The sequence below is a fragment of the Halothiobacillus sp. DCM-1 genome (assembly GCF_045689735.1).
Lineage (GTDB): Bacteria > Pseudomonadota > Gammaproteobacteria > Halothiobacillales > Halothiobacillaceae > Halothiobacillus.
In genome coordinates, this window is record NZ_CP142685.1 from 943921 (window position 1) to 963086 (window position 19166).

Sequence of the window (19166 nt, forward strand, 5' to 3'; positions counted from 1 at the left end):
GTCACTCCGGCAGGGGGCTGGCAAATTTGACGGTGAATTCCGGGCTGCAGGGCTCGGGTTTTTCCCGAAAATTGCATAAATCACAGACGATGCAGGCGCCGCAGTCGGGGGTGCGCGCCTTGCAGGTATAACGCCCGTGCAGGATGAGCCAATGATGGGCATCCCGCAGGAATTCCTTGGGGATGACCTTCATCAAGCGGTCTTCCACCGCGCGCACGGTTTTGCCCGGCGCGAGGCCGGTGCGATTGGCCAGCCGGAAAATATGCGTATCCACCGCCATGACCGGCCAACCGAAAATGGTGTTCAGCACGACATTGGCGGTTTTACGCCCCACCCCGGGGAGCGATTCCAGTGCCGCCCGGTCTTCCGGTACCTCACCCTGATGCCGTTCAAGCAGCAGGGCGCAGGTCGCCAGCACATGCCGGGTTTTGGCGCGATAGAGCCCCAGGGTTTTAAGGTAGGATGCCAATCCTTCTTCGCCCAGCGCTAGAATGGCGGCGGGCGTATTGGCCACGGGATAGAGCTGCCGGGTCACTTTATTGACGGAAATATCCGTGGCCTGTGCCGACAGCATTACCGCAATCAGCAATTCAAACGGGGTTTGATACGCCAGTTCGGTTGCCGGTTTGGGGCGCTGCTGGGCGAGGCGGTAAAAAAACTCTCGGCGTTGAGCCTGATTCATGCGGGAACCTGGGTGCTGGATGGGGTGTCTGGAAACGGGATGCTGGGGCGGAATCATACCGATGGTCGATCCGAGAGAGGAGTGTATGCGAGAGGCAAATATGACGAAATCAACCCTGACTCAATCATCCCTGTGGGGAAAGCTGGGCGCCGTGTGGGGCGTGTTGGGCTTGACGCTGCTGCTCGGATGGGCCGTGTATCGGGTGTTCCCATTCGCCGAAGAGGCGGCGCGCTTGCCGTGGCACTGGTATGAATCGGCATTCTTCGTGTTTTGGATGGTTTTCATGATTTATGGGGAAGGCTTCAAGGGCTTTCAAAAGGGCTTTTCGCCGCGGGTGGTCGCGCGCGCCGCGCACCTGTCCAAGCATCCCGTGTGGTGGCATGTGCTCTTGGCGCCGCTGTATTGCATGGGCTACATCCACGCGACCAAACGGCGGCGGATCGTGGCGATCTCTGTGACCACCGGCATTATCGTGTTGATCGTCGCAGTGCATTGGTTGCCTCAACCTTGGCGCGGCATCGTCGATATGGGCGTCGTTGCCGGGCTGATTTACGGCGTGGTCGCCATGTGGGTCTTCGCCATTCATGCCCTGGTCGGCCGGGAGATCAACCATCCGACCGACATTCCGGCACAACCAGTCTGAATCCGCGCGGAATCATGAGATTGACTCGTCTTACTAGGGCGCGGGTATGAGCGAGGCAGAGAAAAACCGACTGTCGCGTATTGTCACCCGCACGGGCGATGGTGGGCAGACGGGGCTGGCCGATGGCCGTCGTTGTGCCAAGTCCGATCCCTGCATCGTGGCGCTCGGCGACATCGACGAGCTGAATGCCGCCTGTGGGCTGCTGCATGCCCAGATGATGCAGGCGCCGGGCATGGAGGCGGCATTGGTCGCTTTTGTCCGCGCGCAGCAGCATGCCTTGTTTGACCTGGGCGGCTTTCTGGCGATGGGTGCCCTGGCAACGGCCGACCAGCTCCCGTCAGTCGAGGCACTCGATGATTGGATTGCGCGGCATAATGCCGAGTTGCCGCCGCTCAAAGAATTCATCCTCCCCGGTGGATCGCTCGTGCTCGGTCAGGCGCATGTGGCACGGACAGTTGCCCGTCGTGCGGAGCGCAGCCTGTGGTTACTGGTCGAGCAAATGCCGTCGGTTTCGCCGGTTGCGGTCTATCTCAACCGTTTGTCCGATGCCTTGTTTGTCTTGGCGCGGCGGATCGGCACCGCCGAGGGCAGCCTCGTGTACTGGCAGAAGAACCACGCAGCGCGCTCAACTCATGAGTGATCGCGACTGGATGCAGGCCGCGCTGGCGCAGGCCAGACATGCGGCTCTGGAAGGCGAGGTGCCGGTCGGTGCGGTCTTGGTGCGTGATGGGGCGTTGATTGCGACGGGACGGAATGCGCCCCTTGCCCACTGTGATCCGACCGCGCATGCCGAAATTCTGGCTTTGCGGGCGGCGGGCGAGGCACTCGGCAATTACCGGCTGGATGGCTGCACCCTGTATGTCACGCTGGAGCCTTGCCCTATGTGCTTTGCGGCGATTTGTCACGCTCGCGTGGCGCGGGTGGTGTATGCAGCGCCCGATCCGCGCGCGGGCGCCTGTGGTGGCGCGATCGATTTACAGCGCGCGCCTTGGCACCACTTCCAGCCCGAAATTGACACCGGGCCTTGTGAAGCGGAAGCCGCGGAATTATTGCAGCAGTTTTTTCAGGCGCGCCGCTAGGTTCGCGCGATTCATTCCACCACATATTCGGCACAGGCGGGCCGCGAGAGAAATGCCTGCGGCGAGGCGGTCAGGCCATAGGCACCGGATTGCAGCACAGCAATCACATCGCCCGCCTGCAAGGGGGGCAGCGCCTGATCCTGACCGAGCACATCCAGCGGGGTACAGAGCGGGCCGGCCAGATCCACGGTTTCGCTGGCAGCGGTATCCAGATGATCCACGGCGATGAGCGGCCAGTTGCGCCGCAACACCTGACCCAAATTACCCGACAGAGCAAGGTGGTGATGCAGGCCGCCATCACAGAGCAAAAAAGTTTTGCCGCGTGAGATTTTCCGCTCCACCACGCGGGTGACATACATCCCTGCGGGGGCGACGAGATAGCGCCCCAGTTCCAGATTCAGATAAATGCCGGGCCAGCGTGCCTGTGCGGCCTCGGTGATCTGCCGTAAAGGCTCGGCCAGCGCCGATAGATCTAGGGCGCTGTCGTTGGGTTGATAGGGCAGGCCGAAGCCGCCCCCGAGGTTGAGGTGCCGTGGGGCGATCGCGCTGTATTCCGCCAGGGTCTGCATCAGTTCCCAACCGGCGGATAACGCCTGCGCGAGTGCGGGCGCATGGCGGTTTTGCGAGCCGCTGAACAGATGAAAACCATACCAGTCCAGATGGCTTGCCCAGTCCGTATCGGTCGATAGCCGCCGGAGCAGGGCGGGAATCTGCTCGCTGTCGATGCCAAAGGGGCGCGCGCCGCCCCCCATTTTCATGCCCGCGCCCTTGAGTTCAAACGGCGGATTGATGCGCAGACCAATCCGTGCCCGCTGGCCTGTACGAGCCGCCCGCTGGGCGATGCGGTCGAGCTCTGCCGCCGATTCGGCATAAATCAGCACGCCCTGCGCGATGGCCGCGTCGATCTCATCAATGGATTTGGCCGGGCCCGCGAGGCTTGTGTGGCCAAGTTTTGTCGGCGCGCAGGCGGCAATCCGGGCGATTTCCTCGGCAGAGGCGGTATCAAAACCATCGATCAGTTCTGCCAGGAAGCGCAATATCTGGGGGTGGGGATTGGCCTTGACGGCGTAGTGCAACCGCAGTCCCGGCGGCAGGATGGCGCGCAGGGCGGCAATTTGGGCGGCGATGACCGGCAGGTAATACACATAGGCGGGCGTGTCGGGTCTTGTCTGGCGCGCGAGCCAGTCGGAAAGCGGCGTTTGCCCGAGCAGCAGTCGGCCTTGGTCAATCCCCCAGGGCGTGTCCTGCCCGAGTGTGGCGTGAAGTTGCTGCCGTCCGGTTGTCATGGATTCTTTGACTCGTTTTGTGGCGGGAATAATCGTCCACGCGCCGCGCCTCGATCGAGTTTGCCATTGGCCGAGCGCGGCAGATTCGGCCAGGTCTCGATCCGGTGCGGCCATTGAAACGGCGCGAGTTCAGCTTGCAGAAAGCGCCTGAGCGTGTCACTCGGCACGGATTCGGGGGCGACGACCAGCGCGATCCGGGCGTTCTCCCCCTCGGTGTAACCGAACGCCAGCGCCTCGATGACGGCAGGATGCCGGGCGGCCGCGGCTTCGATCTCCTCCGGGCTGATGCGAATCCCCTGCACTTTGATCTGTTCATCGAGTCGCCCGACAAAATACAGCCGTCCAGCCGCATCGCGCCGCACCCGGTCGCCGGAAAACACCACCCGTTCATCCAGAGGGTTTGGCCAGCCTGCGGGTGGGGGGCGAAAACGCAGTGCGGTGGCCGCAGGATCCTGCCAGTAACCGGCGGTGACCAGAGCACCGCCTTGTACCAGTTCGCCTTCGGCAACCGGCTCCGTCAGTAGCCTGCCGCAGTCATCGACCAGCCCCAGCACGCTAGCAGAAAACGCGGCACCGATGGAATTGGGGAAGGCATCGGTTTGATCGGGCGGTAAAAAACTCGCGCGAAACGCTTCGGTCAGGCCGTACATCAAAAAAACTTGCGTTTGCGGGCGCGCGGCGCGTAGGGCGCGCACCGTAGCAACCGGCAGGCTACCGCCGGAATTGGTGATGCGACGGAGCGCCCCAGCCTCCGCCAGCCAGTGTTGCCGCGCCAGAGGAATGAGCAAACCGGGCGTGCCTGCCAGGGTTGTGATGCCGCCGTGCAGCAGCGGCGCCTTGAGATCGTTGGACAACAGGTAATCGACCAGCACCACCGCAGCACCCACCCACAGCGCGGTGGTGAGCTGCGACAGGCCATAATCAAACGACAGCGGGAGCACGGCGGCTACCCGATCGTCGGGCTGCAGGCCGAGATACCCGCTGACGGCCGCCGCACCTGCCGCGAGATTGGCGCGTGTGACCATCACGCCCTTCGGTTCCCCCGTGCTGCCGGAAGTAAACAGCAGGGCGGCCAGATCCTGGGCGGCATAAGTCGGGTCGGGCGGCAGCGGGGCGTCCCAACGCGGGGGCGCGCTCTCGGTGAACGGGGCATGACTGATGTAGAGGGCGTCCGGCTCGGGATGCGGTAAACCGAGCAGTTGGCTATGCACTGCGTCGGTGATCAGCCGCTGCGCCCCGGCGCGCTCCAATAAGCGTCGAACCTGTGCTGGTCTCAGTGCCGGATGCAAAGGCACCGCCACCAGTCCCATCGCCCAGATTGCCAGCAGCACGACGGCAGTGTTGCTCCGTTTGTTCGCCCACACCACCACGCGGTCACCCGGTTGACAGCCGGTGGCGGCGAGTGCGCCGCGCCATTGCGCGATGGCTGCGCCGAGATCGGCATAGTTCAGGCTTTCGCCATCGGGGTCGATCAATGCCGGGCGCGACCCGTGCTGGCGCAGTTGGGCAGCAAGCTGGGTGGAGAAATCGCAATCGGGTAAAGGCAACATAGGCTGAAGCGCGGTGCTGCGGGTGCGTATAATGAGCGTTCATTCTAACAGGGTGCCGGTCGAATGCCGGTTTCCCTCTCACCCGTGGCGAGCGCGATGTCTGGCAATACATTTGGCAAACTGTTTACTGTGACCACTTTTGGCGAATCCCATGGCCCCGCCCTCGGCGCGATCGTCGATGGCTGCCCGCCGGGAATCGCGCTGTGCGAAGCCGATTTGCAGCACGATCTCGACCGGCGCAAGCCCGGCACCTCGCGGCACACCACGCAGCGGCGGGAAGACGACCTCGTCCGCATTCTCTCCGGCGTATTCGAAGGCAAAACCACGGGCACGCCGATTGGCCTGGTGATCGAAAACACCGATCAGCGCTCGAAGGATTACAGCAAGATTGCCGACCAGTTCCGTCCCGGCCATGCGGATTACACCTATCTGCAAAAATACGGCATCCGCGATTATCGGGGCGGCGGGCGTTCGTCGGCGCGGGAAACCGCCATGCGCGTGGCGGCGGGTGCGATTGCCCGCAAGGTGCTGCGCGATCTGTTCGGCGTGCGGATTCAAGGCCATTTGAGCCAGTTGGGACCGATCAAGCCGACGGCGTTCGATGAATCGGTGATCGAAACCAACCCGTTTTTCTGGCCGAATGCCGAGCAGGTGCCGGGGCTGGAAGATTTCATGGATGATCTGCGCAAGTCGGGCGACTCGGTGGGCGCCAAGGTGACCGTGGTGGCCAAGGGCTGCCCGCCGGGCTGGGGCGAGCCGGTGTTTGATCGCTTGGATGCGGATCTGGCGCATGCCTTGATGAGCATCAATGCGGTCAAGGGTGTGGAAATCGGCTCGGGGTTCGCCTGCGTCGCGGCGCGCGGCACGGAGTTTCGTGACGAAATCACCCCGGAAGGCTTTCTGAGCAATCATGCGGGCGGCATTCTCGGCGGGATTTCCAGCGGGCAGGACATCGTCGCGCATCTTGCGCTCAAACCGACTTCCAGCATCCGCTTGCCTGGGCAGAGTGTGGATGTCACGGGCGCGGCGGCGGAGGTCATCACCACCGGGCGTCACGATCCCTGCGTGGGTATTCGTGCCACACCGATTGCCGAGGCGATGATGGCGCTGACCTTGCTCGACCATGCCCTGCGCCATCGCGGGCAGTGCGGGCATGTGGTGCCCCCCGCGCCGATTCTGCCCGCGCAGCGCTGATCGCGGATCGGTGCCATGCGCGCCATCCTGTTCGTTTATTTCTTGAGTTTCGGCATTTTTCTGCCGTATTTCAGCCCGTTTCTGGTGGAACAGGGCTTTTCCTCGGCTGCGGTCGGCGCGCTGCTCTCGGCGGTGATGTTCGCCAAGGTCATCGGCCCCCTGCTGCTCGGCTGGTGGGTTGATTATTGCGGCCAGATTCTGCCCACGCTGCGGACTTCGGCCTTGCTGTCCGCCTTGCTGTGCCTGGCCATCGGCGGGCTCATGCTCGGCCACGCGCCCTTGCTCGGGTGGTTCGGATTGCTGCTGGCGTTTGGCCTAGTTTGGCAGCCGATGCTCTCGCAACTGGATGTACTGACCCTGCGCCGGGTGGGGGAAGACAGTCATGAATATTCCGCCATCCGTGCCTGGGGTTCGATCGGGTTCATCGTCTCGTCGGTCGGATTGGGCTGGGCGCTGGATTTTTGGCCGACGGGGCGAAGCCTGCTGGTCTTGCTGGGTATCAGCCTGTCCCTGCTGCTCCTGGTCTGGCTGTTGTGGCGCACACCCGAGCCTTCTGTGCGTGCGATTGAAACATCAAACAAAACGCCGCTGTGGCCAGTGTTGCTCCGGCGCCCGATGCTCAGCTTCCTGACCCTGCAATTTTTGGTGAATGTCGCCCACGGGGTGTACTACGCTTTTTATTCGGTTTATCTCGGCGCAAACGGTTATACCCCGGGGGTGATCGGCCTGCTGTGGGCGCTGGGGGTGGTGGCGGAAATCGCCTTGTTTTTTGTTTTGCCTCACTTTTTACGGCGCGTTGCCTTGAGTGCTCTGTTTTTTCTGGCGCTGGCGTTGATGTCGCTGCGGTGGCTGATGATTGGCTTTGGTGTGGAATCCTTGGCCGTTCTGTTGAGCGCGCAACTGCTGCATGCGGCGAGCTTCGGCTTGACGCATGCCGTTGGCGTTACCGTGATGCATCAGGAATTTAGCGGCAGTTTGCAGGCGCGCGGGCAGGCGGTGTACTCCGGCTTGAGTTATGGCGGCGGTGCCGCGCTCGGCCTGCTGTTGGCCGGCGGGCTGTGGTCGGCGGTGGGTGCGGCGGCATCTTTTGCCGTGATGGCGGGCATTTCTTTGCTGGCATTCGGGTTCTGGTGGCAGAGTCGCGCGATGATGGATCGACGATCCCCGGTGAATCTGCCCCTCGCGGAGGGCGTTTGATGGCGGTCTTGCAGCATTGGACTCCGGTGAGTACGCGGCGGACGGACTGGTATCAAACCCCCGTTGGCCGGCTGATCGGCAAGGAACTCGCGGATCTCATCACCCGCTTGGCCGATGACGCATTTGGCTACCAAGCCTTGACGATTGGCGCGGTGTTGCCCGAGCCGCCCGCCTTGCGGATTCGCCAGCACAGCCAACTGGCTGCGACGCGTGCCGAATTGGCGCCCTGGGTTGGTGCGCGGGTTCAGGTGGAATTCGAGGCACTGCCGATTGCCAGCGAATCGGTGGATTTGCTGATTGCCCTGCATGTGCTCGAATCCCACCGCGATCCGCATGACATCATGCGTGAACTGGATCGGATACTGCGTCCGGAAGGGCGGATGCTGATTGTGGGCATCAACCCGCTGAGCCTGTGGCATCTGGCCTCGCGGCTGCGCCCGGAGTCGGCGCTGGCCGGTTCCCATCATGCGCCGTGGCGGGTCGTGGACTGGCTCAAACTGTTGGGCTATGCCATTCACGGGGTGCATCACTGGGGCGGGGTCTGTCCAACCAGCCGCCCGGGGGTGTATGAAAAAACTGCGGCCTGGCGGCGCGTTAGCGGGCGCGGCTTGGGTATCATGCACGGGTTTTATGTGATTGATGCGGTGCGGCGGGTAAGCACCCCAACGACCTTGCGACCGGCTTTCGCCTTGCCGTCGCTCCTGAGCCGCCCGGCACCCGTGACCCCGGGTGCAGCTTCGACGGTACCGTTGCTGCCGAGCCCGTCAAATCGTGGCAGCAAAACGGTTGAAGGTTTAGGGCGAGAGGAATCGACCGTATGACTGAGCCTCAGGAAGTGTATGCCTGGACTGATGGTGCCTGTAAAGGGAACCCAGGTCCCGGGGGCTGGGGCGTCCTGCTGCGCTACGGCGCCCACGAAAAAACCCTGTGCGGCGGTGAAAAGTACACCACCAACAACCGGATGGAATTGCTGGCCGCCATTACGGCGCTGGAGTCCCTGAGTCGCCCCTGTCGCGTGCATCTGACCACGGATTCGCAATATGTCCGGCAGGGTATGCTCGAATGGCTGCCGAACTGGCGTCGGCGCCAGTGGCGCAAGGCGGATGGCCAGCCGGTCAAAAATGCGGATTTATGGCAGCGGCTCGATCAGGCGGCGGCGCGGCATGAGGTGCACTGGCACTGGATCAAAGGCCACGCCGGTCATGCGGAAAACGAACGGGCGGATGCGCTTGCCAATCAGGGGATTCCTGACTGAATTCATCCTGTGCCGATGGGCACCTCGAAAAACCGTTGCGTGCTGACGCCAGCTTTACGCGAAGCGGACGAAGTCCGCGTTCAGTAGGTTTTTCGAGGTTCCCCAATATGAATTTTCTGGAGGATTAAGCAGATGCGACAAATCGTGCTGGATACCGAGACGACGGGGATGCCGGTAGCGGAAGGGCATCGCATCATCGAAATCGGTGCCGTGGAGCTGATCAACCGGCGACCAACCGGGGTGACTTTTCATCATTATCTGAACCCCGAACGGTTGATTGATGCCGGGGCAACGGCCGTGCACGGCATTACCGATGATGATGTGCGGGATCAGCCCCGCTTTGCCGATATCGTGGATGAATTCACCGCCTTTATCGAAGGGGTCGAGGTGATTGCGCACAATGCCGCGTTCGATGTGGAGTTTCTCGATGCCGAGTTGGCGCGGATTCCCGGCACGCGGCCAATGGCAGAGATCGCCGCCCAGATCACCGATTCCCTAGCGATCGCGCGCGTAAAACACCCGGGGCAGCGCAACAGTCTTGATGCCCTGTGTCGGCGGTATGACATCGACAACAGCGCGCGCACCAAGCACGGCGCCTTGCTCGATGCGGAAATTCTGGCCGATGTGTATCTGGTGATGACCGGCGGTCAGCGGGTATTGGCGTTCGACAGCAGCCAGCATGGGGCGCATCTGCCGGGGGCGGAAATTCGACGCCTGCCGCCGCGATCACACCGGCTCATGGTCATCGGGCCTGATGAATCTGCGCGGGCCGCGCATGAAGAATGGCTCAAACGCCTGGGCAAGGAGGGTCAGCCGGCCGCCTGGCCTGTGTGAGCGTGTGGGCGCGCTGCTGGTCAGTGCGCTGTGTCGGATATATCATTGTTCGCTTATTTTTAGGTCTTGAAGTGTTGCAAGGGGGGCGGAGCACATGACGGAATATGTCCTGATTTTGGTCAGCACCGTACTGGTCAACAACTTCGTGCTGGTGAAGTTTCTCGGCTTGTGCCCGTTTTTTGGGGTCTCCAAAAAAATTGAAACCGCCATCGGCATGTCGATGGCCACCACCTTCGTGCTCACGCTCTCTGCCATCGCCAGCTATTTGACAGAAGCCTATATTTTGGAACCGCTGGGCTTGTCTTACCTGCGCACCATCATGTTCATCGTGGTGATCGCCGTGGTGGTCAATTTCACCGAAATGGTCGTCCGCAAGACGAGTCCGCTGCTCCACAATGTGCTTGGTATCTATCTGCCCTTGATTACCACCAACTGCGCGGTCTTGGGGGTTGCCTTGCTGAATGTGCAGCAAGCCCATGATTTTGTGGAATCTGCCCTGTATGGTTTCGGCGCCTCGATCGGGTTTTCGATGGTGTTGATTCTGTTTTCCGCCTTGCGGGAACGCATTCAGGTGGCCGAGGTGCCCGCGGCGTTTGAAGGTGTGCCGATTGCGCTGATTACTGCCGGTTTGATGGCGCTGGGCTTCATGGGCTTTGCCGGTATGGTGAAAATCTGATGTGGTTGGCCATGGCCGTCGCGTTGTTGCTTGCCTTCAGCTTTGGCCTGTTGCTGAGCGTCGCTGCGCAGTGGTTTCATGTGGAAGGCAATCCGCTGGCGGAAAAAATCGACGCCATCCTGCCGCAAACTCAATGCGGCCAATGTGGCTATGCGGGCTGCGCGCCTTATGCCGAGGCCATTGCGACGGGGGCGGCGGACATCAACCGCTGTCCCCCCGGCGGCGAGGCGACCATCAAAAAGCTGGCGGATTTGCTGGGGGTGGAAGCCAAACCCTTGAATGCCGAGGTTGATGCAGCCAAGAGCATTCCCCGGCTGGCGGTGATCGATGAGGCAGTCTGTATCGGTTGCACCAAGTGCATTCAAGCCTGCCCGGTCGATGCCATCCTGGGTGCGGCCAAACAAATGCACACGGTGATTGCGTCCGAATGCACCGGCTGCGAGTTGTGTGTCGCACCCTGCCCGGTCGATTGTATTGCGATGGTGCCCGTGGTTGCGGGGATCGATGACTTCCGCTTCCCATACCCGGCGGCGACACGGGAACTGGCGCATGCCTGAATCTCGCCCCATTGTGCAGGCGCCTCATCGGTTTCATGGGGGCATTCATCCGCCCGAGCAAAAGGCGATGACCCGCGATCGGCCGATTCGGGACATGCCCCTGCAAGCCCGGTATGTGCTGCCGTTGCAGATGCACATTGGCGAACCGGCGCGCCCGGTCGTTCAGGTCGGAGAGACGGTGAGGCGCGGTCAATTGCTTGCGCAGGCGACGGATTTTGTTTCTGCCTCGGTGCATGCCCCCACTTCCGGGCTGATCGCCGCCATTGATGAACAGCCGATTCCGCATCCGGGCGGATTGTCGAGCCGCTGCATCACACTGATTGCCGACGGGGCGGACACCCCGGCGCAAGATCTGGAACCCTGGCCGGAGTATGCCCAGCGCTCCGCACTCGAACTGCGCACCCGTCTGCGCGAAGCCGGTATCGTCGGGCTGGGGGGCGCGGTGTTCCCCACGCCGGCCAAACTTGCGACCGACGGGAAAACCCCCGTCCATACGCTGGTGCTGAACGGCGCGGAGTGTGAGCCGTATATCTCTTGCGATGACCGCCTGATGCGGGAAAATCCGCAGGAGATTCTCGAAGGGGCGCGCATCATCCTGCACCTGATGGGCGCAGATCGTTGCCTGATCGGCATCGAAGACAACAAGCCCGAGGCGCAACACCGCCTGCATCAGGCGGCGGCAGACGATGCGCGTTTTACGGTCGTTTCCGTGCCCACCCGCTATCCGGCAGGTGGCGAAAAACAGTTGCTGAAGGTGTTGACCGGTATCGAGGTTCCGCGCGGTAAACGCGCCACGCAATACGGGCTGCTGTGCCTGAATGTGGCGACGGTGGCGGCGGTTTACCGTGCCGTGGTGCATGGCGAACCGATGATCGACCGGATCGTCACCGTCACCGGCGGCGGCATCGTTCAGCCAGAAAATTTTCGCGTCCGTCTGGGTACCTTGATGAGTGCGGTGGTGGCAGAGGCTGGTGGGTACACGCAGGGTACGGATCGCCTGCTGATGGGCGGGCCGATGATGGGCTTTGCCTTGCGGGATGACGAGGTACCGGTCGTCAAGGCCACGAACTGCCTGCTCGCCCTGCGCCCGCAGGATCGTCCGGCGGAACCGCCGCCTGCGCCCTGTATTCGCTGCAGCCTCTGCGCCGATGCCTGCCCGGCGGATTTGTTGCCGCAACAGCTGTATTGGCATGCGCGCGCGCGGGCATTCGAGCGCGCCGTTGATCACCACTTGTTCGACTGCATCGAATGCGGGGTCTGTAGCGCAGTTTGCCCCTCGCATTTGCCGCTGGTCGATTATTTCCGCTTTGCCAAAACCGAGGTTTGGGCGGCCGAGCGGGAAAAATCGAAAGCGCAGACCGCCAAACAACGGTTTGAGTTTCGCAATGAGCGGCTCGCGCGCATCAAGGCCGAACGGGAAGCCGCCTTGGCCAAAAAACGCGAGGCTCTGGCGCGCAATACGGCAGCCAGCGACGATACCGTGGGTCGGTATGAGCCCAACCCGGTGCCCGAAGCCAGTGCCGATGCGGCCGTCGAAGCGGCGCGCGCCCGTGCCAAAGCGCGCCGTGCCTTGCTGGCGGCAGAGCGAGCGCAGAGCACACCGCAGGCACAGGAACAGAATCAGGAACCGCCGTTATGAAATTTACGCCCGTGGCGAGCCCCACGCCTGAAGTGCCCAACAGTGTGACCCGGATGATGGGCGCCGTGATGTTGGCCTTGCTGCCTGGCACCCTCGCGGCGGTGATCCTGCTCGGTTGGGGCGTGCTCATCAATATCGTGCTGGCCATCGTGTCGGGGCTCCTGGCGGAGGCGGTGATGCTCTGGTTGCGTCGCCGTCCGGTTCGCCCGGCCTTGCAGGATGGTTCGGTCATCGTCCTGGCCTGGATTTTTGGCCTGTGCCTGCCGAACTTGGGGCCGTGGTGGCTGCCGGTATTCGGTGCCCTGTTTGCGGTGGTGGTGGCCAAACAGTTGTACGGTGGCCTGGGGTTCAACCCGTTCAATCCCGCGATGGTCGGCTATGTCGTGTTGCTGATCTCGTTTCCCGAGCCGATGACCCGCTGGGGGCCGGCCATCGATGTCAGCGGCGCGGCGCTCGATTTCTGGCAATCGCTGAACTGGTCGTTCGCCGGGATTTTGCCCAGCGGGGTGGGCTTTGATGGCTTGAGTATCGCCACGCCGCTGGATCGGGTGCGTGAACAATTCACCACGGGCAGCAGCATTCATGATGCCACCTTGAGCCTGTTTTCCAGCGGCTCGCTGATGCAGTCCTGGAATCTCTGGTTGTCGCTCGCGTTTCTGGCCGGTGGTCTGTTTTTGTTGTGGCGCGGCGTGATCCGCTGGCACATTCCTCTGGCGATGCTGCTGGGGGTGGCCCTCATGGCCGGTTTTTTGTGGTGGCTGGATCCCAATCGGTTCGCCAGCCCGCTGTTCCACTTGTTGACTGGCGCGACGGTCTTCGGCGCTTTCTTTGTGGCGACCGACCCGGTCACTTCGTCCACCACGCCCCGCGGGCGGCTGATCTTCGGTTTTGGCGTGGGGGGTTTGACGGTGTTGATCCGTAATTTCGGCAGTTATCCCGATGGCGTGGCCTTCGCCGTTTTGCTGATGAACCTGTGTGTGCCATTGATCGACTATTACACCCAGCCTGCGGTGTTTGGCCATAAGCGGGATTCCGCCCGATGAAACTGCCCGTACTGGATAAACCGCGCATCTTGATTACCGCCGGTCTGTTGGCGCTGTTTTCGGTCGTCGGGGTGGGGCTGGTCGCGCTCACGCATGAGGCGACCAACGCTAAGATTGCCGCCAATGCAGTGGCGGTGTTGCGCGGACAGATCGTTGCGGTGCTGCCGCCCGACAGCTTTACGCAAAACCCCGCCAGTACGGCATTCCTGCCGGAAGACCCCGGTGCACTGAATCTGCCCGCGCTCAAGAATCCACCGGCCTCGCCCGCCGCGAAGCTGGCGGCGGCCACTGAGGCGGGGATTGTCGGATTTCGGGCGATCAAAGACGGGCAGGTCACCGCCGTGGTGTTGCCGGTCATCACCCATTACGGCTACAGCGGGGATATCAAGCTGATTGTCGGCGTGGCGCGCGATGGCCAGGTTACCGGCGTGCGCGTGACGCGGCAGAATGAAACCCCAGGTCTGGGCGACAAAATCGAACCGGAAAAATCCCCGTGGATTTTTGGCTTTAATGGCAAAAGTCTCGGGAATCCCGATGAAAAAGGCTGGGCCGTGAAAAAAGACGGCGGCATTTTTGATCAGTTTTCTGGTGCCACCATCACCCCGCGCGCGGTGGTTGGCGCCATCCATGCCGTGTTGCATTATGTCGCGGCGCACCACGAGCAACTTTTCGCAGCGCCGGTCGCCGGCGGGGAGGGCAGCCCATGAGTTCCGTTTCGTATCGAGAATTGACCGTGCAGGGCTTGTGGAAGAACAACCCCGGCTTGGTGCAGATTCTGGGCATGTGCCCGATGATGGCGATTTCCAGCTCGACCATCAATGCCATGGGACTGGCGATGGCCACCATGCTGACCATGACCCTCTCGAATGGCCTCAGCTCGGCATTGCGGCACTGGGTTCGGCCAGAAGTGCGGCTCCCGGTATTCGTCATGGTGGTCGCCTCGGTCGTGACCGTCATCGAACTGTGGATGAATGCCTACTTCAACACGCTCTACCATGTGCTCGGGATTTTCCTGCCGTTGATCGTGACCAACTGCATCGTGATTGCCCGGGTCGAGGGATTCGCCGCGCGCAATCCGGTGCTGCCCTCGCTCTACGACGGCTTCATCATGGGGGCGGGGTTTGGTCTTGTGTTGGTCACGCTGGGCTTCATCCGGGAATTACTCGGTTCCGGGACGATTCTGGCGAATGCCACGCAGCTCTTTGGCCCGATGGCGGCGCACTGGACAATCACCGTCCTGCCGGAGCAAGCCCATTTCCTGTTGGCGATTTTGCCGCCTGGCGCATTCATGGCCTTGGCCGTGCTGATTGCCATCAAGCAAGCGTTTGAACAACGCCAGCTGCGGCGTCGTACGGTGACCGCTTCTCCGAATCCGGCGCCCGTCATGGCCGGATGAGGTGGATGACCTCAGCATCTATCCCATCGGGCGCAGGATCCGATGTGCGGGCACGACGAAAAACTTACTGAACGCGGCCTTCATTACCGCCGTCAGCCCGTAACGGTTTTTTGAGCTGCGCTTGTGTCGATTGTGGGGCGAATTGGTTTTTGAGTATTGATCGACTCATGGTAAATCAAAAGCTTAAAGCGGAATCTGAATCTCGCTCACAGTCGTTCGACTGTGTGGTTCGTGCCTGGGAAGCACAAGCACGGGAACTGCTCGCCTTTTTGCTTGCCCGCACGCAAGACCGCAATACGGCCGAAGACCTGTTGCAGGAAGTCTTTTTCAAAGCGATGCGTCAGGGCAAAGGCTTTTGCTCGGTGGAAAACCCAAGGGCGTGGTTGTTTCAAGTCGCGCGCAATGCATTGATCGATGCCGCCCGTTTGACCAAGCCGCACGCAGAACTCTCGGATGACTTGGCCGAATCCCTCGCAGCGGCACCTGTCGCTGAGCGCGCCCCTGTCGAAGAACTCGACGGCTGTGTGGCACGCAACCTTCCGGCGCTGAATGCGGAAGATCGCCACATTCTTGAATGTTGTGATCTGCAAGGGCAGACCGTGCGGGCTTACGCGGAGGTCAACCAGCTCACCCTGGCCGCTGCGAAATCCCGCCTGCTTCGTGCCCGAAAACGGCTACGGGACAGCCTGATCCAGAATTGTCAGGTTCGATTCGACGAGTCCGGTCAAGTTTGCTGCCACACCCCACCTCCCCAATCCGGTTGAAATTCTGAATCCTTTTGCTGCTTGGTTCGTCTTCACTGAGGAACCCAGCCAGTTGGAGTGTTCAGATGAATTCCCAAACTCAATCCAGCACCGCCGTGTCGCCGACTCCCGCCGCCGCCTGGCGCGCCTGGATCGTGCCGGTGCTGTATGTGCTTGGCTGGTTCGTGCTCTACGACCAGCTCGAGCCCGCCACCGACGCCTTCATGCGCTGGCTGTCCGGCGTCACCGGGCTGGCTGCGAGCAGCCATCTCTACAGCGCGCTGGCGTTCTTTGTGTTTGAAGTACCCAAGGTGCTGATGCTGCTGGCGCTCATCGTCTTTGTCGTTGGCGTCATCCAGACCTTTTTCACCCCGGAAAAAACCCGTGCCATCCTCGCGGGCAAGCGCCAGGGCGTGGGCAATGTGCTCGCCGCCACGCTGGGCATCGTCACGCCGTTCTGCTCCTGCTCGGCGGTTCCGCTGTTCATCGGCTTTCTCACCGCCGGGGTGCCGCTGGGGGTGACATTCTCGTTCTTGGTTTCGGCGCCAATGGTCAACGAGGTGGCGCTGGCGCTGCTGTTCGGCATGTTCGGCTGGAAGATCGCCGCGCTCTATCTTGGGATGGGGTTGCTGGTGGCCATCGTCGCCGGACTGGTGATCGGGCGCATGAACGCGGTCAACCTGGTCGAGCCCTGGGTGTTCGACATTCCTGCGGTCAGCGCAGAGGAGAGCCGTCTGAGCTGGCAGGCGCGCTTTGCCCAAGGCTGGACGCATGTGCGTGAGATCGTGCTCAAAGTGGCGCCGTACATCGTTGCAGGGGTAGGCGTGGGGGCGTGGATTCACGGCTATGTGCCGCAGGACTTCATGGCGCACCTGATGGGCAAGAGCGCGTGGTGGTCGGTGCCGCTGGCCGTGCTCATCGGGGTGCCGATGTATTCCAACGCCGCGGGCATCATCCCGGTGGTGCAGGCGCTGCTGGGCAAAGGCGCGGCGCTAGGAACGACCCTGGCGTTCATGATGGCAGTGACCGCCTTGTCCTTCCCCGAATTCATGATTCTGAAAAAGGTGATGAGACCGAAGCTGATCGCCCTGTTTGCCGGGGTGGTGACGGTGGGCATCATCGTCGTCGGCTATGTGTTCAACGCGGTGATGTGACCGCTTTTCCAAGGAGATGTGATGCGCAATATCAAAATCCTCGGCACGGGTTGTGCCAGTTGCAAGACCACGCAAAAGCTGGTCGAAGACGTGATTGCCGCCAAGGGCGTGCAGGCGAAGGTGGACAAGGTCGAGGACATTCCCTCGATCATGCAGTACGGCGTGATGCGCACCCCCGGGGTGGTCATCGACGGCAAGGTGGTGCACGCAGGCGGTGTGCCCAGCCGGGCGCAGGTGGAAGGTTGGTTTTAAGTTGGATTTGGAGCATAGACTTATGAAAAAGCGTTTTTTATCAATATCTCAGCCGGTTTTGTTCATGGCATCCCTCGCGGTAGCCGTCGCCCTGCAGCCATCTGCACATGCCGACGAAGCCCTCTGGACACAGAAAGTTATTACGCCCGAAGCCGCGCTCAAGGCTGCACAGGCTGCGAAGGCGGAATGTGCCAAACGAGGGTGGCAGATCAGTGTCGCAGTGACCGATCCATCAGGTTTGCCCTTGGTCGTTCTGCGTGACCGTCTTGCGGGTTGGCATACGCTGGCTGCGGCCGAGGGCAAGGCACGCACGGCCGCGAGCTGGCGCGGCGCCACCAGCGCCGTGGCCGCGCGGGTGAACAAGCCGGATTCGGCAGAGCAGGCCATCAAGAATCTGCCGGGCGTGGTGATGATCGGCGGCGGGCTGCCGATCGATGCATCGGGTCAGATGGTTGGCGCTATCGGGGTATCCGGTGCCCCCGGTGGTGAAAACGATGATATTTGTGCCAAGGCTGGGCTGAGCGCAATCGAGGCGGATTTGGCGTTTTGATCCATTTCGCTGCTTGCCCTGCTTGAAGCAACACAGCGGTCACGCTCCGGTCTAACAGGATGTTGAAAAAGGGCTTGCCTGCCCTTTTTCAACTCGGCTCGTCGTGGCTTTTGTCCGATACGGCCTATTAAGATCAATTAGTTAGCCTGGCTTGTCCTCGTGTAAGTCATCCATGGCCTGCTAGATGCGGCGATGCTTTGTGACGGCCTCCCGAAAGACGGCACCCGTGATGGATGGCTGAGGCTAGCTGGATAATGCCGTGGATGGAAAACCCTAGATTTATTCACCCGTTTCATGGGGATGATGTGGGTTCGGTGACGAACCCAATGCTGGTAATGCCTGCTTGTTTCGCAGCAGATAAGACAGTCATTACTTTCCCGTACGCTGCTGATTGATCGCCATAGAGTTGAATGACTGGTTGCGGTGTTTGCCGAGCCGCATCATCCAGTTTCTGCAGCAGTTGATCGGCGCTGGTTTTCTCTCCATTCCATTGCACGGTGCCATCGGCAAGAACGGTCAGATTAATGGGATCTTTAGGCGGGGTAATGGCTGCCTGTTGGTCGGTTTTTGGCAGGGTGACTCGAACTTCCTGAGTTAAAACCGGCATTGTCACAATAAAAAGAATCAATAAAACCAGCATGACATCCACCAAGGGCGTCATATTGATTTCACTCATTTCATCGTTGTCATTTTTTTGAGCTTGAAAACTCATACGGAATCCTCTTGCCATTGTTGCACAACCGCCTGTGCCCGTCGTGTCGGCGCAATACCACTAATATGATAAGTGTGTAGCTGTTGCGCGAACTGTTGGATACGCCCCATAAGTTGACGGTTTTGTCGATTGATAATGTTGTAGGCTAAAACGGCTGGAATGGCGACCGCCAGGCCAAAGGCTGTCATGATCAGTGACTCACCCACCGGGCCCGCGATGGTGGCCAGACTTGCCGAACCGGTTTGTCCAATATTTTCCAGAGCATGATAAATACCCCAAACGGTACCGAATAAACCGATGAAAGGCGCCACGGCTCCAATCGAGGCCATCATCGTCATTCCCTGACGGACAAATTCCTGAATATCGTCGATTTCCCTTGTGAGCGATAGGGATAACCACTCACTCAAGGGTAACTGGCTATGTAGGTCTTTTGAATGACTGTAATAATGCTCAACCGCATCAGTCGCACGGTTTGCCAAATGGCGGAATGGATTAATTCGGCCGGGTTTGCCCAGTAGTGCCACGCCTTCTGCATAGCCTTGGGCGTGCCAGAACTGTTCAAAGCGACGAAAACCCTTGCGTAGGCGAAAAGTAAAAATCAATCGCTGCAAAATAAAAAACCAAGTGAATACGGACATCAATAATAAAATGAACGCAACACCACGAATCACGGCATCGCTCTGATTCCAGAGCGCGGCAAGGTCAAAAGAGTGGGTCATATCGA

General features: G+C 61.0%; 23 protein-coding genes. 18 read left to right on the forward strand and 5 right to left on the reverse strand.

Annotation, left to right across the window (positions count from 1 at the left end):
• Nucleotide 1: 1 nt before the first annotated feature.
• Nucleotides 2-682 carry an endonuclease III gene (gene nth, locus VOI35_RS04455; RefSeq protein ID WP_407276684.1) on the reverse strand — a complete coding sequence of 227 codons (681 nt, stop codon included), beginning with the start codon at nt 680-682 and terminating at the stop codon, nt 2-4.
• 100 nt (nt 683-782) lie between these two features.
• On the opposite strand from nth, the gene VOI35_RS04460 reads away from it, so the two are divergent.
• The 3 genes from VOI35_RS04460 to tadA are packed head-to-tail and all read left to right on the forward strand — an operon-like array spanning nt 783 to nt 2404.
• Complete coding sequence (locus tag VOI35_RS04460) at nt 783-1325, forward strand: hypothetical protein (RefSeq protein ID WP_407276685.1); 543 nt, start codon at nt 783-785, stop codon at nt 1323-1325.
• Between the two features lie 46 nt (nt 1326-1371).
• Nucleotides 1372-1965 carry a cob(I)yrinic acid a,c-diamide adenosyltransferase gene (locus tag VOI35_RS04465; protein ID WP_407276686.1) on the forward strand — a complete coding sequence of 198 codons (594 nt, stop codon included), beginning with the start codon at nt 1372-1374 and terminating at the stop codon, nt 1963-1965.
• Nucleotides 1958-2404 (forward strand): tRNA adenosine(34) deaminase TadA, encoded by a 447-nt coding sequence (tadA, locus tag VOI35_RS04470; protein ID WP_407276687.1) that lies wholly within the window; start codon nt 1958-1960, stop codon nt 2402-2404. The genes VOI35_RS04465 and tadA overlap by 8 nt, the downstream gene beginning before the upstream one ends.
• A gap of 11 nt (nt 2405-2415) precedes the next feature.
• Here the strand turns inward: tadA and VOI35_RS04475 are convergent, their stop codons facing one another.
• Nucleotides 2416-3690: a pyridoxal-dependent decarboxylase, exosortase A system-associated gene (locus tag VOI35_RS04475; RefSeq protein WP_407276688.1), complete on the reverse strand. Its 1275-nt coding sequence runs from the start codon at nt 3688-3690 to the stop codon at nt 2416-2418.
• Entirely contained in the window at nt 3687-5240 is a 1554-nt protein-coding gene (locus tag VOI35_RS04480) for an AMP-binding protein (protein ID WP_407276689.1), read from the reverse strand. Before VOI35_RS04480 ends, VOI35_RS04475 begins: the two co-directional genes overlap by 4 nt.
• A gap of 96 nt (nt 5241-5336) precedes the next feature.
• On the opposite strand from VOI35_RS04480, the gene aroC reads away from it, so the two are divergent.
• The 15 genes from aroC (at nt 5337) to VOI35_RS04555 (ending at nt 17730) form a co-directional block, all read left to right on the forward strand.
• Nucleotides 5337-6434 carry a chorismate synthase gene (aroC, locus tag VOI35_RS04485; RefSeq protein ID WP_407276690.1) on the forward strand — a complete coding sequence of 366 codons (1098 nt, stop codon included), beginning with the start codon at nt 5337-5339 and terminating at the stop codon, nt 6432-6434.
• Between the two features lie 15 nt (nt 6435-6449).
• Nucleotides 6450-7631: an MFS transporter gene (locus tag VOI35_RS04490; RefSeq protein WP_407276691.1), complete on the forward strand. Its 1182-nt coding sequence runs from the start codon at nt 6450-6452 to the stop codon at nt 7629-7631.
• Entirely contained in the window at nt 7631-8452 is an 822-nt protein-coding gene (locus VOI35_RS04495) for a class I SAM-dependent methyltransferase (protein WP_407276692.1), read from the forward strand. The genes VOI35_RS04490 and VOI35_RS04495 overlap by 1 nt, the downstream gene beginning before the upstream one ends.
• Nucleotides 8449-8886 (forward strand): ribonuclease HI, encoded by a 438-nt coding sequence (rnhA, locus tag VOI35_RS04500; RefSeq protein WP_407276693.1) that lies wholly within the window; start codon nt 8449-8451, stop codon nt 8884-8886. The genes VOI35_RS04495 and rnhA overlap by 4 nt, the downstream gene beginning before the upstream one ends.
• Before the next feature lie 132 nt (nt 8887-9018).
• Nucleotides 9019-9720 carry a DNA polymerase III subunit epsilon gene (gene dnaQ / locus VOI35_RS04505; RefSeq protein ID WP_407276694.1) on the forward strand — a complete coding sequence of 234 codons (702 nt, stop codon included), beginning with the start codon at nt 9019-9021 and terminating at the stop codon, nt 9718-9720.
• A gap of 94 nt (nt 9721-9814) precedes the next feature.
• Nucleotides 9815-10396, forward strand: a complete 582-nt coding sequence (gene rsxA, locus VOI35_RS04510; RefSeq protein ID WP_407276695.1) for an electron transport complex subunit RsxA — start codon at nt 9815-9817, stop codon at nt 10394-10396.
• A gap of 5 nt (nt 10397-10401) precedes the next feature.
• Entirely contained in the window at nt 10402-10953 is a 552-nt protein-coding gene (gene rsxB, locus VOI35_RS04515) for an electron transport complex subunit RsxB (RefSeq protein ID WP_407276793.1), read from the forward strand.
• On the forward strand, nt 10946-12592 hold the full coding sequence (gene rsxC / locus VOI35_RS04520; protein WP_407276696.1) for an electron transport complex subunit RsxC: 1647 nt from the start codon (nt 10946-10948) through the stop codon (nt 12590-12592). The genes rsxB and rsxC overlap by 8 nt, the downstream gene beginning before the upstream one ends.
• Nucleotides 12589-13635, forward strand: a complete 1047-nt coding sequence (locus VOI35_RS04525) for an RnfABCDGE type electron transport complex subunit D (protein ID WP_407276697.1) — start codon at nt 12589-12591, stop codon at nt 13633-13635. The genes rsxC and VOI35_RS04525 overlap by 4 nt, the downstream gene beginning before the upstream one ends.
• Nucleotides 13632-14342: an RnfABCDGE type electron transport complex subunit G gene (locus VOI35_RS04530; protein WP_407276698.1), complete on the forward strand. Its 711-nt coding sequence runs from the start codon at nt 13632-13634 to the stop codon at nt 14340-14342. Before VOI35_RS04525 ends, VOI35_RS04530 begins: the two co-directional genes overlap by 4 nt.
• Complete coding sequence (locus tag VOI35_RS04535; protein WP_407276699.1) at nt 14339-15031, forward strand: electron transport complex subunit E; 693 nt, start codon at nt 14339-14341, stop codon at nt 15029-15031. The genes VOI35_RS04530 and VOI35_RS04535 overlap by 4 nt, the downstream gene beginning before the upstream one ends.
• 167 nt (nt 15032-15198) lie before the next feature.
• Nucleotides 15199-15795 (forward strand): sigma-70 family RNA polymerase sigma factor, encoded by a 597-nt coding sequence (locus VOI35_RS04540; RefSeq protein ID WP_407276700.1) that lies wholly within the window; start codon nt 15199-15201, stop codon nt 15793-15795.
• A gap of 65 nt (nt 15796-15860) precedes the next feature.
• Nucleotides 15861-16928, forward strand: a complete 1068-nt coding sequence (locus tag VOI35_RS04545; protein WP_407276701.1) for a permease — start codon at nt 15861-15863, stop codon at nt 16926-16928.
• Nucleotides 16929-16949: 21 nt separating this feature from the next.
• Nucleotides 16950-17180, forward strand: a complete 231-nt coding sequence (locus VOI35_RS04550) for a thioredoxin family protein (RefSeq protein WP_407276702.1) — start codon at nt 16950-16952, stop codon at nt 17178-17180.
• A 64-nt stretch (nt 17181-17244) separates the two neighbouring features.
• Entirely contained in the window at nt 17245-17730 is a 486-nt protein-coding gene (locus VOI35_RS04555; protein ID WP_407276703.1) for a GlcG/HbpS family heme-binding protein, read from the forward strand.
• Between the two features lie 292 nt (nt 17731-18022).
• On the opposite strand, the gene VOI35_RS04560 is transcribed toward VOI35_RS04555, so the two are convergent.
• A complete protein-coding gene (locus VOI35_RS04560) occupies nt 18023-18442 on the reverse strand; it encodes an ExbD/TolR family protein (protein ID WP_407276704.1) in 420 nt (139 codons plus the stop codon).
• The gene (locus tag VOI35_RS04565; protein WP_407276705.1) at nt 18439-19161 is read right to left on the reverse strand and encodes a MotA/TolQ/ExbB proton channel family protein; all 723 of its coding nucleotides are present in this window, start codon (nt 19159-19161) and stop codon (nt 18439-18441) included. Before VOI35_RS04565 ends, VOI35_RS04560 begins: the two co-directional genes overlap by 4 nt.
• Nucleotides 19162-19166 lie beyond the last annotated feature (5 nt).